This window comes from Arthrobacter sp. NPDC080086, from assembly GCF_040702285.1.
In genome coordinates this window covers 209,755-225,042 of sequence record NZ_JBFBKP010000001.1, presented here as the reverse complement: position 1 = coordinate 225,042, position 15,288 = coordinate 209,755, and the positions used below count along the sequence as shown (strand labels likewise).

The 15,288-nt window shown below is 65.4% G+C and carries 9 protein-coding genes; 8 read left to right on the top strand and 1 reads right to left on the bottom strand.

Features of this window, described 5'->3' with window-relative positions:
* Window positions 1-29: 29 nt before the first annotated feature.
* From AB0305_RS01090 to AB0305_RS01055, 8 genes are all read left to right on the top strand, one after another.
* Complete coding sequence (locus AB0305_RS01090; protein WP_366170633.1) at window positions 30-323, top strand: hypothetical protein; 294 nt, start codon at window positions 30-32, stop codon at window positions 321-323.
* A 573-nt stretch (window positions 324-896) separates the two neighbouring features.
* Window positions 897-1,829: a response regulator transcription factor gene (locus AB0305_RS01085; protein WP_366170631.1), complete on the top strand. Its 933-nt coding sequence runs from the start codon at window positions 897-899 to the stop codon at window positions 1,827-1,829.
* Between the two features lie 72 nt (window positions 1,830-1,901).
* A complete protein-coding gene (gene pgaA / locus AB0305_RS01080; RefSeq protein ID WP_366170629.1) occupies window positions 1,902-4,343 on the top strand; it encodes a poly-beta-1,6 N-acetyl-D-glucosamine export porin PgaA in 2,442 nt (813 codons plus the stop codon).
* A gap of 86 nt (window positions 4,344-4,429) precedes the next feature.
* Window positions 4,430-6,586: a poly-beta-1,6-N-acetyl-D-glucosamine N-deacetylase PgaB gene (gene pgaB, locus AB0305_RS01075; protein ID WP_366170627.1), complete on the top strand. Its 2,157-nt coding sequence runs from the start codon at window positions 4,430-4,432 to the stop codon at window positions 6,584-6,586.
* A gap of 1 nt (window position 6,587) precedes the next feature.
* Complete coding sequence (pgaC, locus tag AB0305_RS01070) at window positions 6,588-7,868, top strand: poly-beta-1,6-N-acetyl-D-glucosamine synthase (protein WP_366170625.1); 1,281 nt, start codon at window positions 6,588-6,590, stop codon at window positions 7,866-7,868.
* Window positions 7,865-8,854 carry a poly-beta-1,6-N-acetyl-D-glucosamine biosynthesis protein PgaD gene (gene pgaD / locus AB0305_RS01065; RefSeq protein WP_366170623.1) on the top strand — a complete coding sequence of 330 codons (990 nt, stop codon included), beginning with the start codon at window positions 7,865-7,867 and terminating at the stop codon, window positions 8,852-8,854. Before pgaC ends, pgaD begins: the two co-directional genes overlap by 4 nt.
* Window positions 8,855-9,210: 356 nt before the next feature.
* A complete protein-coding gene (locus tag AB0305_RS01060) occupies window positions 9,211-9,501 on the top strand; it encodes a hypothetical protein (RefSeq protein WP_366170621.1) in 291 nt (96 codons plus the stop codon).
* A 249-nt stretch (window positions 9,502-9,750) separates the two neighbouring features.
* Window positions 9,751-10,041 carry a hypothetical protein gene (locus AB0305_RS01055; RefSeq protein WP_366170619.1) on the top strand — a complete coding sequence of 97 codons (291 nt, stop codon included), beginning with the start codon at window positions 9,751-9,753 and terminating at the stop codon, window positions 10,039-10,041.
* A 291-nt stretch (window positions 10,042-10,332) separates the two neighbouring features.
* On the opposite strand, the gene AB0305_RS01050 is transcribed toward AB0305_RS01055, so the two are convergent.
* Entirely contained in the window at window positions 10,333-15,249 is a 4,917-nt protein-coding gene (locus tag AB0305_RS01050) for an NAD-glutamate dehydrogenase (RefSeq protein ID WP_366170617.1), read from the bottom strand.
* Window positions 15,250-15,288 lie beyond the last annotated feature (39 nt).

Below are 15,288 nucleotides of genomic sequence, written 5' to 3'. Positions count from 1 at the left end.
GTCGGGTGGGTTGTGTCCAACAATGCAGCATGACCGCCACTTTCCGCACCCGCCGCATGCCCTGTCCGACGCCCGACAAACGTTCTGCGTCGCCTGATCCGGCGCCGCGTCATCGCGACGACCCTCCGCCCGCGCAGCGCACGTGGTGGGTGCCGGTCGTCCGCATGTCGGTGGTGGCCGGCGTGGTGGCAGCCATTCCGCACACGCCGATTGCGCTGCCATTTGCAGAAGGCGCCTGGATGCTGCATATGGCGGCGGGCCTGCTCTTCATGGTGGGCGCCATCGACAGCCTTTTTCTCTTCGCCATGCGTCGCAAGCCGTGACAGTGCGCGCACCCTCATGCGCGTCACGACACATCCACGGCCCGGGCGCTCCCACCCTCGGTAAGTTTTAAAACAGGTTGTAAAAACGTTCAGACGACGGCTGACCGCATGATCCCCGCGGCCATCGCCTCGTCACGTAGTCGTAACGGCATCGTTACAGAAACCGGGTGATGATGCGGCGGCGCAGCAAACGTTATCGCTGCCCCGCAATCCTTTGCTACTGCGGTTCTCCATCACTTTCAGCGTGGTCGGTTTTGTGCCGCAAGTGTAAGCGGATGTTGCATTGCACGGTCCTGGCCCGATGCTTGCTCAATGTCGTGCGGTCACTCTGCGTGAGCACGGTGTGCAAGTCACTTCGCGCGACGCGCAGAACAACGCTCTTCCTATAAGCGAATCCGGATCGGTTCCCACGGCATTCGCACTACGCTCGTCCCCGCCAACTGACTGCGCGGGTGACAAGGCGCTTTTCTCGGATGGTCCCGGGGTTTCGACGGTCATTGCGCGCATGTGTGCCTGCCGCGGCGGGCGCTTGTGCGCGTGATCGGAATCGCTTCACAAGAAAACGAGGAAACCATGAAAGCAGTCCTACTGGAGAATCATCCGTTGCTGCGGGCCGGACTTAGCGCACTGCTCGCGCATCCCTCCCTGGGCCTGGACGTTACCGCACCCACCTTGCCGGCGGGCGAGCCAGGCGAACTGCAACCGGCTGACGTGCGCGCGGATTTGCTCGTCATCGGTCTGGACGAAGCCGACGCCCCCGTTGATGCCGCCCAGCTGCGCGACGCCATTGCCAGCAGCGAGGCGCGCCACGTGGTGTTGCTGGCGGCATCCCTCTCCCTCGAAGAAGCGCACGTTGCCATGACGTGCGGTGTAGACGCCTACGTTGCCAAGACGCAGTCGCCCGAGGTGTTGCTGGCAACGCTGCGGCTGGTGCTGGCCGGGGGCCAGTCGTATCCCCCGCTGGCGCCGCGCACGACGGGTGCCGCAGTACCGATGCTGGCGCTCAACGCTGCGGAAGCGGCGCAGCGGCTCAATGTGTCGCTGCGGCAGTACGAGGTGCTGGTGTTGCTTTCGCGCGGGCATTCGGTCAAGGGCGTGGGGCGTTTGCTGGGCATTTCGGAAGCCACCGTCAAGACGCATGCATGCACGCTGTATCGCCGCCTGAACGTGCGCAACAAGAGCGAAGCGGTGTATGCCGCCATGCGACTGGGAATTCCGCTGGAGCTGCAAGGTGGCACGGCTGCCACCCTGGCCGCACCGGTGGAGACTGCTGAGGAGGCCGACGTGTTTGTCGAGACCGCAGCGTGCGCGCCGTGCGCCGATGCCACGGTTGCAGATGCGGTGATGGCGCCGTCCAGGACCGCAGCGCCAAATGTGGCGGCGGCAGCCGAACTGGGCGCCGAGTCGCGCTGGGCCGCCATGACGCGTGCGTTTGGCAGCGTGGCCCCCGCCCAGCCGCTGCGCACGCCCGTGCGCACCGCCAACGGCACCGCTCGCCTGGGCTGACCCGCCTCAGGCTGCTTCGATGCAATGCGGCTGGCGTGCACAAGCACGCGCCGCTCACTGGACACCACAAAAATGACAGCCCACGAGCCAACCTTCCGGAGCCTACCGGCGGAGCGCGTCTGCGCGCCCGCTGGGTGGGACCTGCGCCGGCATCCGCGCCGCTGCGCTATTGCCGCCGCCACCGTGGTGGTGGTCGGCACGGCCCCCATGCTGGCGCATGCCGCCTCGGACGACGCCTCCAACGCCGCTACGCGGCACCTGATCGACGCGCAACTCAACGCGCCCGCTACCGTTGCGAGCGCAAGCAATGATGGCCTGCCTGCATCACCGGCCAGCATGCTGTTGATTGCGCAGCAGCCGGTGCCGCCTGCTGATACCCCGACACTCGCGCCGGCACCCGCGCCAATGCCTGCGGACGCCGCACCCTCGGCGCCGCCCGCACCGGCGCCTTCCCCGACGGTCATCTTGCCGCCGGGCATGCCGTCTCCGGATGCTGCCGCGCCGGCGCCTGCCATGTCGCCAAGCCCGAGCATGTCTGGCCCGACGGCACAGGGGCCGGGTGCCTTGGAGCCGCTGCAAGTGTCGCCCGAGGCGGCCAACGCCGCGGCCACGCACGCTGCCGGCAATCCGCCAGAGAATGCGCCCGCCGGCCCCATGCCGACCGAACGCGCCGCCTTCCACGACGAAGTCATGCGCGAAGCGCGCGAGGGCGCGGCCACGCTGGCACAAGAGCACCTGCGCGAGCACCCCGACTGGTTCAAGGAAAGCGAGTCGTGGCACGTCGACCATGCCGCCGCTGCACAGCGCATCCGCTGGGGGCGTCAGCAATTGAAGGTCATCAACGGGCCGGAGCGCTTCGTCATCATCGACCAAGCCGTGGCCGAAATCGAAGCGCTGATCAAGAAGGTGCCCGACACGCCTGAGAACGCGGAATTCCGCCAGGAGATCGTGGCGGACGAAGTGGTGGCGCTGGCCTCGCGCGGGCGTATGAAGGATGCCGTCAAGCGCTACGAAGCCATGTCGCAGACCGGCAAGGTGCCCGCCTACACGCGTGTGGCCGCAGGCGATGCGTATGCGTATCTCGATACGCCCGACAAGGCCGCTGCCGCCTACGCGCAGGCACTGAAAGATGCCAGCCCCGGCGAGATCGAAACGGGCGATGTGCAGGAGGGCCTGTTCTATGCCTACCTCGACACAGGCCGCTTTGAAGACGCGCGCGCGCTGCTCGACAAGATGAAGGCCGACAACCCGGAATACGTGCGCCTGGCGCCCGAAGCCGGTACGCCCAACCCCGACTACTCGCGCGTCAAACGCCTGGAAGCGCAGTATCTGGTGCTGACAGGGCGGACGCATCAGGGCATTGCCGAGATGGACAAGTGGCGGCACGAGGCACCGTTTGCCGCATCGCTCGTGAGCGCGCGTGCAGATGGTGCGATGGTGCAGGCCGAGCCTTACCGCTCGCGCGAGATGTACAAGACCGCGCTGGCCGAGCACCCGGATGACCTGAGCGTAGTGGCAGGCTATGGCCGCGCATCGCTGGCGGTAGACGACCTGAAGACCGCCAAGGATGTCGCCAATGGGTTGGATGAGCGCTTTCCCGAGAACGGCTCGGTGCATGCGCTGCGCAAGGATCTGGACGTGTACCAGAGCCCGCAGCTCGTCATTCAATCGACGGCGGACAAGGGCAACTCGGTGTTCGCCGACAACGAGTTTGGCGTGGACACGAAGGCCTACAGCGGCCCGTTTGCCGATCACTATCGATTGTTCTTCCACAACTTTTCGGGGCGCGCGAATTTTGACGGCACCTCGCAAAGCCGTGTGCGCAATGGCGCCGGCCTGCAATGGTTCGATACCGGGGTCGAGGTGAACGGCGAGGTGCACCAGTCCGTCGGCTCGGCCGGCAAGACCGGCGGCACGCTCGACGCGACGTGGGTGCCGAGCGATCACTGGAAGGTCTCGGGCATGGTCACCAACGACGACCTGGAGGTGCCCTACAAGGCGTACCAGGCGGGCGTGACGGGCAAGACCATCAGCGGCAACGTGCGCTACACGTGGGACGAAACGCGCTACGCATCGCTCACGTACGGCGTATCGCGCTACACCGACGACAACCTCCGCCAGCGCTGGGGCGCCAATTTCTATCAGCAGCTGTTCGTGTCGCCACGGCACACGGTGGGTGTGTTGCTGGGTGCCGATACGAGCAGCAACACCATGACGGGCCTGAACTACTTCAGCCCCTCGCGCGACTACAGCGGGCAGGCCACCGCCATCTGGTCGTGGACGCCCTGGCGCTATGCCGACAAGTCGTTCACCCAGCGCGTGTACCTCACCGGCGGCATGTACAACCAGCAGTCGTTCGGCAACAGTCCGATGTATGAAGCGCGTCTGGAGCACGTGTGGCAGATCAACCGCAAGACGCAGGTCTCTTACGGCATCGGCTATGGCCGGCACCGCTACGACGGCCAGCCCGAGAACCGCAAGTTCCTGTACCTGAACCTCAACATTCCGCTCTGATCGCGCTCATGCCCATGCAAGCTACCCGACAACCGTCGTTGCGACGATTCATCGCCTGGATGGCGCCGAGGATGGCGTTGGCCCTGATGTTGGTCTTCCTTGCGGCGGTGCGTCCGGCTGCCGCCCTGCAGGTGGACTTCCTGCCCAAGCCCGACCCGGACGATGGCAAGACCTTCCGCGTACTGTGCTTTCACGACATCCGCGACGACCTGCGCGCCAGCTTCGAGACACTGCCCGATGGCTTTGCTGTCGACACGAAGATGCTGACGAACATGTTCAGCTGGATCCAGGCCAACGGCTATCACCCCGTCACGCTCGCGCAGATTGACGAGGCGCGCCATGGTGGCAAGCCGCTGCCCAAGCGGCCGATTCTGCTGACGTTCGACGATGGCTACGAGAGCCACTACACGAAGGTCTTCCCGCTACTCAAGCAGTTCCGCTTCCCCGCCGTGTTCGGGCTGGTGACCGAATGGACCGACGCGCCGCCGGGGGCGAAGGTCAAGCTGTCGGACAAGCAGATCGTGCCGCGTGATTTCTTCATGAACTGGAACCAGATCCGCGAGATGCAGGCCTCGGGCCTGGCGGAGTTCGCCACCCACACGGCAGACATGCACCACGGTGCGCTTGGCAACCCGCAGGGCAACGAGATGCCGGCCGCCAGCACGCACGAATACCTGCCCAAGCTCGGCCGGTATGAAACCGATGACGAGTACCGCAAGCGCGTGCGTGCTGATCTGCAGCGCAGCATCGACCTCATCCAGAAGAACGTCGGCAACAAGGTGCAGACCGTGGTGTGGCCGTACGGCGCCCACAACCTGATGCTCGACCAGGAAGCCGCCAACGTGGGCCTGAAGTACATGCTCACGCTGGAACCGGGCCCGAACACGCCGGACGTGCCGCTGACCGCCATCCGCCGCAGCCTGATGGGTTACGACACCAACACCGGTGACCTTGAGCGCTCGCTGCGCGAGCCTGTCACCCACCACGGTCAGATCAACCCCGTGCAGCGCGTGGTGCAGGTCGACATGGACTACATCTACGACCCGGACCCGAAGCAGCAGGAAGCCAACCTCGGCAAGCTGATCGACCGCATCAAGGATCTCGCGCCGCGCGTGGTTTACCTGCAGGCCTTTGCTGACCCGAAGGGCAATGGCGCGGTGGACTCGGTGTACTTCCCGAACCGCCACATGCCGATGCGTGCGGACCTCTTCTCGCGCGTGTCGTGGCAGTTGAAGACGCGCGCCAAGGTGGAGGTGTACGCCTGGCTGCCGATGCTGTCGTTCAAGCTGCCGGCCAACAACCCGGCGGCCACGCATTTCGTGCAGGCCGTGCCGGGCGCTCCGCAGAAGCCTGGCACAGTCAAGCCGCCGCGCCTGTCGCCGTTTGATCCTCAGGCGCGCCAGATGATTCGCGACATCTATGAGGACCTGGCCAAGAACGCGACCATCGACGGCATCCTGTTCCATGACGATGGCGTGCTCGACGACTACGAAGACGCCAGCCCCGCCGCGCTCAAGGCCTACGAGGCGATGGGCCTGCCCGGCGACATCAACCAGATCCGTCAGTCTCCTGAGCTGATGCAGAAGTGGACACGCGCCAAGACGGCGGCGCTGATCTCGTTCTCACATGAGCTGACGTCCGTGATGCAGGGCTACCAGAACGGCCGCGACATGCTGACCGCGCGCAACATCTTCTCCAGCCCCGTGCTCGATCCGAAGGCCGAAACCTGGACGGCGCAGAGCTATGACGACTTCCTGGAGGCGTACGACTACGTGGCGCTCGAAGCCATGCCGTACATGGAAGGAGCCAAGGACCCGAAGGACTGGATGAAGAAGCTGACCGCTGCCGTGGCCAAGCACAAGGACGGCCTGAAGAAGACCATCTTCGAGCTGCAGGCCGTGGACTGGCGCAACAACGACAAGCCTATCCCCCCGGCGGAACTGCGTGACCAGATGCGCCGTCTGCGCGCGGCTGGAGCACTCAACTACGGCTACTACCCAGACGACTTCATCGCGGGGCGGCCCGATACCGAAGTGCTGCGTGAGGTGATGTCGCTCAAGACGTACATCGAGACGCGCAAGACGCCGGGTGGCGACAAGGGCAGCGTGGAGAAACTCGACAGCTCCAGCATTGGACCGCAAAGCCAGCCGCCGAATGCTGGTGCGGCCGGTGGGGCCGGTGCCGCCAAGAAACCCGCGACGACTGAAGCGGCAACGTCGTCCCGCAACAAGGCGGGAGGCTGACGTGGCAGACCTGCTTCTGGCCAAGCGCTGGATCTCCGGCTTTGTCTTCTACTACCCGTTCTTCATGTCGTATTTCTGGATGATCGGGGGGCTGCTGCATTACTTCCTGCTGGAGCGTGGCACCAGCCACATCCAGCATCCGCTGGCGCTGCTGGGCGTGAAGAGCTACCCCAAGGTATCGGTCATCGTGCCCTGCTACAACGAGGAGGCCAACGTGCGCGAGGTGATCAGCCACCTGGCCCGCATGCGGTATCCGAACTACGACATCATCGCCGTGAACGACGGCAGCTCCGACCGCACCGGCGAGCGCCTGAACGAACTGGCCGCCGAGTATCCGCAGCTCGTGGTGATCCACCAGTCGTCCAACCAGGGCAAGGCGATCGGGCTGACCACCGCGGCGCAGGTGACCGATGCCGAGTACCTCATGTGCATTGATGGCGATTCCATCCTCGACGTGGATGCGATTGCCTGGATGATCCGCCACCTGATGGAGAACCCCACCATCGGCGCGGTGACGGGTAACCCGCGCATCCGCACGCGTTCCACGCTGCTGGGACGCATGCAGGTGGGCGAGTTCTCGTCGATCGTGGGGCTCATCAAGCGCACGCAGCAGGTGTATGGCCGGCTGCTGACGGTGTCGGGCGTGGTCGTGATGTTCCGCAAACACGCCATTGAAGAGGTGGGCTACTGGAGCAACGACATGCTCACGGAGGACATCGACATCAGCTGGAAGCTGCAGGTGGGCGGCTGGATCATCCGCTACGAGCCGCGCGCGCTGTCGTGGATCCTGATGCCCGAGACGTTCCGCGGCCTGTACAAGCAGCGCTTGCGCTGGGCCAAGGGCGGCATCCAGGCGCTCATCAAGTACGCGCCGGCCATGCTGAGCCTGCGTCAATCGATGATGTGGCCGATCTTCTTTGAATACGCGCTGTCGGTCGTGTGGGCGTACAACATGCTGTTTGTCATCACGTGGTCGGTGGCGGGTTTCTTTATCGACATGCCGCCCGAATGGCGCATGGAGGCGTTCCCGCGCTGGCATGGCACGCTGCTGTTCATCACGTGCGTGCTGCAGTTGCTGGTCGGCTGCTTTATCGACCGCCGCTACGACGACGGCATCCTGCGCTACTTCATCGACACCGTCTGGTACCCGGTAGCGTTCTGGATTCTCAACCTCATTACCACGGTGGTCGGTTTTCCGGCTGTCGCCTTTCAACGCACGCGCGCGCGCGCTCGCTGGACTAGCCCCGACCGGGGCGTACAACAACAGGGGCATTCGCCATGACCATGCTTGTCATTGACGTTTCACGCAATTCAATCCGGCAGTCGTTTTCCGACAAGGGCATTGTCGGCACGCTGCACCACGTGCTGTGGTTCCGCATCTTCCGGCCTATCCTGGTGATCTCGATCTGGGGGCTGCTGGGGTTGTACGTGGGCTACTCGATCAGCAGCGTGGGCCCGAGCGGCCTGCCGTTCGAGCAGCTGCGCATGTACGGCAACATCATTGCCGGCATGGGTGGGGTGCTGGTGGTGTGGATGGCGCTGTCGCGGCTGGATCGCGCTCTCCGCCGCAAGATGGCCAGTACCAAGGCACCAACACTGACGCCAATGGCAGCGGCGTCGCGCGCGGCTTTGCAAGCACGCAAGCCCGCCTGGCAACGCCCGCGCAATACGCGCCTGCTGGTGGTCGACCACGATGACGACGGCGACATCACGCATGTGCGCTCATGGCAAGAGTGGACCGGCCGCGCCGCGCCCGAGGGCGCGGCCACATCGCCCACGCCGTTCGTTCGCAGCCCAGAGTACGACCCCGAGGAACCCGTGCTTGCCGCCAGCGAAGTCATCGTGGTGGAGCGCGTCGACCGTACCGAGCCCTCGCTGGCCCGAGCCGAGTCGCCAACGCCGCCGCAGTCGCAGCCGCACCGCGTGGCCAAGGCGGTCGACGAGGTGACGGCGGAGGCCGCAGGCTTTCACCGCTTTGGCTATCGTGGCCGTCTGGGCCGCAACGATTGGGTGGACCCGCAAGCGCCCACGCAGTCCTTTGCCATGCGCCCCGGCATGGCGCGCCACTATGGCGGCGTGAGTGCGGTCGTGCATGGCCGCGCTGCAGTGCAAGCGGCGGACCGGCCCACGGAACGCTACCGCAGCTTCCACGCCTTTGGTGCACACGCTCAGCTCGAAGACCCATACGCCGCACTGGAGCGCACCGAGCTCATCGACCCGCTGCACGGCTTCGGGCGCCGCGCCAACATCGTCGCCAGCGGCCGTTGAGCGGTCGCAGAGAACAAGAAGGGGCGGATAGCCCCAACGGCCCTCAAGCGCCCCGGTGTGCGCGTCACCGGGGCGTTTTTTTGTCTGCGCGATTGCAAGCCGTTGCACCATTCCCCGGCGTTAACACATAAGGATTAAGGGAACGTCTTGATGCGATGCGCAATCGTTGCCGCCAGTGCGCGGCACAGCACAGCAAACGCTTGTTGGGCAGCAATGTCCGGCGCGCGCATCGCGTGGTTGCGCAAACCGGCGCGGAGCCCTCTTGATTGCCGACGCGCGTCTGCCTATGCTGGGTTCTCCTGCAAGCGAGTCCATCGGCTCTCTCTCTTTTTCCCCTTGCAGTGCTCATGCTGTCAGTGAACCAAGCCCCCGTCGCAAGCGCCGCACGCGACACACAAACAAAGCTGGAGACAACTGTGCTGAGTCCCCATGAATTTGCCGTTTTGCTCTTGGTCAACGAGGGTGCCGAAGCCGCGGACTTGGACCGCGCCGATGTTGAGGCATTGATCGAACGTCAGCTCGTCACACTGGAACGCCGTGGTCCCGACCGCTGCTATGCCAGGGTGACGCTTCAGGGCTACGTTTTCCTCAAGGCATCCGGGCACGTGCGCACCGTTGCGCGCCGCGTTGCTGCCGTGCCGCACTGAACTGTCCTTCCTACCGTTTCTCCCGCACGCCGTCTGCATTGTCTGGGCACGTAGCCCAGGCAACGGGTGACGCGCGTGCGCCGATACAAACGGAAACACACGGCAAGTGGCCCAAGCCTGCGCCGCACTCTGCATGGGGCGAGGTTTTTGCTGAGTTGCAGATGCCACCTCTGGGTTTGAACGCGATTGCGTTGGCGACCGCCTGCACACCCGAGGCTGGCATCCAAAGACAACTCTCGAGGAGCCACCATGAAAACCCAAGCCACACTCGTTGCCGCGCTGCTGGCGGTTGCTGGGGCCGTATTCGCCCAACCGATGCCGCCAACGCGCCCGGATATGGACCGCGACCATGAAGGCGCGGAACGCGCCGAGCGCATGGAACACGCCGAGCGGATGGAGCAACGCCACGACGAGCACCGCGAGCTACAGCACGCACGCCGTGAGTTGCGTCACGATCGCGAGGCCATCAAGCGCCGCGCGCGCGAAGAACATGAGGAACACGAACGGCATGAACAACGTGAGCGGATGGAGCCGCATTGAGTCCCATGCTGCTGAACTTCGCCCATAGGCTCGCGCGCAATGTCGCGCGGGCCGCGCCATACGCAACGTCTTTCGTCCGCGCCTAGTTCGCCACCCCCAATACCCTGAATGACCTTGCTTGTCCCCTCGCACGCAAGGGCGAGGAGCTTGGCTTTTTTCAGTACGGTGGATCAACGTACTGCCTGTTCTTTGCGCCGGGCGTGGTCGATGCGTTAATGGTGCAGCCACCGCTCTCGCACGACACCGCGCCCGTCAAGGTCAACGCAGCGCTGGCGCTGCGTGTCAGCAGGCTCAGGCTTCCACTTCCGCCAGCGCTTTCAAGCCGACTGACAACATCGCCAGATCGGCCGGGCCAGCGGTCATCTGGTCGGCGATGACGCGGTTGTAGCGCGTCAATGCGTCTTGCCGGGTGGCTTGCCAGGTTTCCACCAAGGCGTCCGCGCTGGCGCCCGACGGTGCGTTGCGCAATACGGACCCCGTCAAACGGCGGCGCAGTTGCCCGAGTTCTTCCAGCAGCGTGGCGCGCGCCAGCATCTGCCAGTGGGTTTGCGCGGGTAGGCCGAGAATGCCGCCTTGCAGCCACCCATAGTTCAATGGTTGATCCAGCGCGAAGTACGCGCGCGCCGCGAGCTTGGCATCGCAGTTGCACGCACTGGCCACTTCAGCAATGTCGAGCAGCGACACGCGCGCAGGGATGCCGGTTGCTACGCGTGCCAGCGCATCCGGCACACCGGCGTCGACCAGCACCTGCTGTTGCTGCGCGGCGGCCTGCATGGAGGCTTCCGTCTGCAGCGAGTCGATGTCCGAGGCTAGCGCATCGACTGCCGTGCGAAAGTGCTCCACCGTGGCGGGCACGTCCGCCACGCGCCGCCGCAAGAACCACAGCGTGGCACGCTCATGCAGTTGCGCCAGCGCGGTAAACAGCGCGGCTTGCGTGTCGTGTGGCACCTGCGCGTCCAGCGCGTCCACCGCTTGCCAGAGCGCATCGAGCCGATAGACGGCCCGTGCCACCAGGCTCGCCCATACCACCGCCAGCGGCTCGGCGCCGGTTTCTTCGGCCAGGCGGTGCACGAAGGTCACGCCGGCACGGTTGACGAGCGCGTTGGCATGCATCGTCGCCAGAATCTCGCGCCGCAGCGGGTGCCGAGGGATGGCCGACGCGCAGCGCGTATGCAGCGGCTGCGGAAAGTACCCCGGCAGGCCATCGGCAATGAACGGCTGGTCTGGCAGTTCACTACCGAGCAGCACGTCGTACAGCCACATCTTGCTGTAGGCCATCAGCACGGCACGCTCGGGTGTGGTCAAGCCGCCGCCGGCTGCGCGCCGGGTGTCGATCTCTTCGTCTGCGGGCAGGAACTCGATGTGCCGGTTCAGACGCCCGTTGCGCTCCAGATGCCGCATCAGGCGCGCTTCGGGTTCCAGCCACAGCGCGGTGCGTGTGCGTGCAAGCGACAACGCCTGCGTCTGGAAGTAGTTGTCGTGCAAGACGAGCGTGCCGACCTCGTCGGTCATCTCGGCCAGCAGTGTGTTGCGCTGCTTGAGCGTCATCTCGCCGTCGGCCACCACCAGGCCCAGCAGGATCTTGATGTTGACCTCGTGGTCGGAGCAATCGACGCCGGCCGAGTTGTCGATGGCATCGGTGTTGATGCGCCCGCCGCGCTGTGCGTATTCGATGCGGCCAAGCTGGGTGCAGCCCAGGTTGCCGCCTTCGGCCACCACCTTGCAGCGCAGCTCTGCACCATTCACGCGCAGGCCGTCGTTGGCGCGGTCGCCCACTTGCGCGTGCGTCTCGGTGCTGGCCTTGATGTAGGTGCCGATGCCGCCGTTGTAGAGCAGATCCACCGGCGCCTTGAGGATGGCGTGCAGCAGATCGTTCGGCGCCATCTCAGTGGCGGTCACATCCAGCATGGCGCGCACCTCGGGCGATAGCGGAATCGCCTTGGCCGTGCGCGGGAACACGCCGCCGCCGGGGCTGATCAGCGCCCGGTCGTAGTCGGCCCAGCTTGACCGTGGCAAATTGAACAGGCGCTCGCGCTCGGCAAAGCTCGTGGCCGCATCGGGTGACGGATCGAGAAACACATGCCGATGGTCGAACGCCGCCAGCAGCCGGATATGGCGCGAGAGCAGCATGCCGTTGCCGAACACATCGCCCGACATGTCGCCCACGCCGACCACGGTGAAGTCCTGCGTTTGCGTATCGACGCCCATCTCGCTGAAGTGCCGCTTGACCGATTCCCACGCGCCGCGCGCGGTGATGGCCATCTTCTTGTGGTCGTAGCCAACCGACCCGCCGGAGGCAAAGGCATCGCCCAGCCAGAAGCCGTATTCGGCAGAGATGGCGTTGGCGTAGTCCGAGAACGTGGCGGTGCCCTTGTCGGCGGCCACGACCAGATAGGGGTCGTCTTCGTCGTAGCGCACCACGTCGCGCGGGGGTACGAGGCGGCCGTCGACGTAGTTGTCGGTCAGGTCCAACAAGCCGCGCAGAAAGGTCTGGTAGCACGCCACGCCTTCGGCCAGATACGCATCGCGGTCGGTGGCAGGTGGCGGCTGCTTGACGACAAAGCCGCCCTTGGAGCCCACCGGCACGATGACGGTGTTCTTCACCATCTGCGCCTTCACCAGCCCCAGCACTTCGGTGCGGAAGTCTTCGCGCCGATCCGACCAGCGCAGCCCGCCGCGCGCCACCTTGCCGCCGCGTAGGTGCACGCCTTCCACGCGTGGCGAATACACCCAGATCTCGAACATCGGTTTGGGCTCGGGCAAACCCGGCACGCGTGCAGGGTCGAACTTGAATGACAGATACGGCTTGGGTTGCCCGTCTTGCGCGGCATTTTGGAAGTAGTTCGTGCGCAGCGTGGCCTCCAGCACGCCGAGGAACTGACGCAGGATGCGGTCTTCATCCAGGTTGGGCACGTCTTCCAGCGCTTCGTCGATCTGCTTGCGCAGCGTGTCGCTCTGGCGGGTGCGTTCGGCCGCGTCCAGCGCGGGGTCGAAGCGCACCAGGAACAGATGCACCAGCGCCCGCGCGATCGACGGGTTGCCGTTCAGTGCGCTTTCCATATACGCATTGCTGAAGGTCGAGCCAATCTGACGGATATAGCGCGCGTACGCCCGCAGAATGCGCACCTCGCGCCAGGTCAGGCCGGCCTGCAACACGAGGCGGTTGAGATCGTCGTTCTCCAGCTCGCCGCTCCAGATGCGCGCAAAGGCTTCTTCAAAACGCGCACGGGCTTCGTCGAGGTCCACCTCGCTGCCATCGACGATTTCCATGCCGAAGTCGTGCATCCAGATGGGCGCGGCGTCGGCGGGTTCGATGCAATAGGGGCGCTCTTCGTTCACGCGCACACCCAGGTGTTCAAGCATCGGCAGGCTGTGCGAGAGCGAGGTCGGCTGCCCCGCGCGGTAGATCTTGAAGCGCAGCGCACCGGACGGCGCTTCGAGCGGCCGGTATAACTGCATGGTGAGCAGGTTGGCGGCGGTGTCCTTGTCCAGCAGCGGCTCCATCAGTTCGATGTCGCGCACGGCCAGGCGCGCGGGGTAGTCCTCGCGAAAGCCGGCGGGAAAGGCATCGGCGTAACGGCGCAGCAGACGGTTGCCGCGCTCTTCGCCGCCGCGCGCCAGCAGCGCGTCCGACAGGTCGTCCTGCCAGCGCCGCGCCGCCTGCACGATGCGCGCTTCCAGCTCGGTCACATCCACGTCGGGCACGTCGCCCGGCTGTGTGCGCACGGTGATGTGAATGCGCGCGAGCATCGATTCCGACAACTGCGGCGTGAACTCCGCGGCGGTGCCGTGGTAGGCGTCCAGCAGCAGCTTCTGGATGCGCACGCGCAGGTCGGTGTTGAACTTCTCGCGCGGCACGAACACGAGGCACGACACGAAGCGGTCAAACGGGTCACGGCGCACAAACAGCCGCGTGCGCTGGCGCTCCTGCAGCCGCAGGATGCCCAACGCAATGTCGTGCAGCGCTTCGCTGTCCATCTGGAACAGCTCGTCGCGCGGGTATTGCTCCAGGATCGTGGCGAGCGTCTTGGCCAGGTGCCCATTCGGCAGAAAGCCGGTGCGCCGGATGACATCGGCCACCTTGCGCCGCACCAGCGGAATATCTTCGGTCGGCACCATGTAGACGTTCGATGTGTACATGCCCAGGAACCGCCGCTGCCCACACACGCGGCCTTGCGCGTCGAACAGCTTGATGCCGACGTAATCGAGATACCCAGGGCGGTGCACGGTCGCGCGCGAGTTGGCCTTGGTCAGAAAGATCGGCTCAGGCGCGTCGATGAATTTGGCGGCTCCCGGTGCCAGGCGCGTGGTGTCTGGCGTGGAGGCATCGCGCAGCGCTTCACGCAGTACGCCCAGGCCCGTGCCGGGGATGCCGCGCAGGTAATGACCATCGTCTTGCGTGATGAGCTCGTAGTCGCGGTAGCCGAGGAAGGTGAAATGCCGCTCCAGCATCCACATGAGGAAGGCCTGCGTTTCGGCAATCTCCGCGCGCTCCACCTCACCGGTGGAGGGCTGCGCCGCACGCGCGGCCAGTGCATCGATGGCGGCCTGGGCGGCGGCCTGCATGGGCTTCCAGTCGTCTACCGTGGCACGCACGTCGCGCAGCACGCGCACCAGGCCATCGTGCAGTGCCTGCATGCGCTCGGGCTCGGAGAAGCGGTCGACCTCGATGTGGATGGTGGACTCGAAGCGCGCGGTGCCGTGGGTTTCGCGGTCGGCATCGTTGGGCGTGTGGGGCATGTCGCCGGCCAGGGCAGTGGGACGTTGGACGCCGCCGCCAGCGGCGACTGCCACGCGCATGCCGGCCGCATCGCGCTGCACGCGATAGACCGGGTGGAAGGCGGAATGCAGCGCGAGCCCCTGCCGGTTGATCTCCATCGTCACGGAGTCGAACAGGAACGGCATGTCGTCGTTGACGATCTCGACCACCGTGTGGCCGCAGTACCAGCCGTGCTGTTCCAGGGTGGGGTTGTAGACGCGCACGCGCGGCTGGCCGGACACGAACTTCTGCCCCAACTGCCAGTGCGCCATAGCCGCGCCATACAGGTCGGCCACGCTGCGCGAGGTCACGTCTTCGGGGTCCGCCAGTCCGTAGTAGTGCCGCAGAAAGGGCTCGAACAGCGCGGCAATATCGGGTGCACGTTCGCGTGCGAGGGCCACCGCATCCGCCATGTGCTGGCGGACCTTATCTTCGTGCTGGGCAGACATGGAGTGCCTCCCGAAAAAGGGCCAGCCCATGCTACGCCC

What these genes read in the sequence shown, in the direction of transcription:
- AB0305_RS01050 (WP_366170617.1), bottom strand. Translation starts at nt 15,249, where the DNA reads ATGTCTGCCCAGCACGAAGATAAGGTCCGCCAGCACATGGCGGATGCG.
- AB0305_RS01090 (WP_366170633.1), top strand. Translation starts at nt 30, where the DNA reads ATGACCGCCACTTTCCGCACCCGCCGCATGCCCTGTCCGACGCCCGAC.
- pgaA (WP_366170629.1), top strand. Translation starts at nt 1,902, where the DNA reads ATGACAGCCCACGAGCCAACCTTCCGGAGCCTACCGGCGGAGCGCGTC.
- pgaB (WP_366170627.1), top strand. Translation starts at nt 4,430, where the DNA reads ATGTTGGTCTTCCTTGCGGCGGTGCGTCCGGCTGCCGCCCTGCAGGTG.
- AB0305_RS01055 (WP_366170619.1), top strand. Translation starts at nt 9,751, where the DNA reads ATGAAAACCCAAGCCACACTCGTTGCCGCGCTGCTGGCGGTTGCTGGG.
- pgaD (WP_366170623.1), top strand. Translation starts at nt 7,865, where the DNA reads ATGACCATGCTTGTCATTGACGTTTCACGCAATTCAATCCGGCAGTCG.
- AB0305_RS01085 (WP_366170631.1), top strand. Translation starts at nt 897, where the DNA reads ATGAAAGCAGTCCTACTGGAGAATCATCCGTTGCTGCGGGCCGGACTT.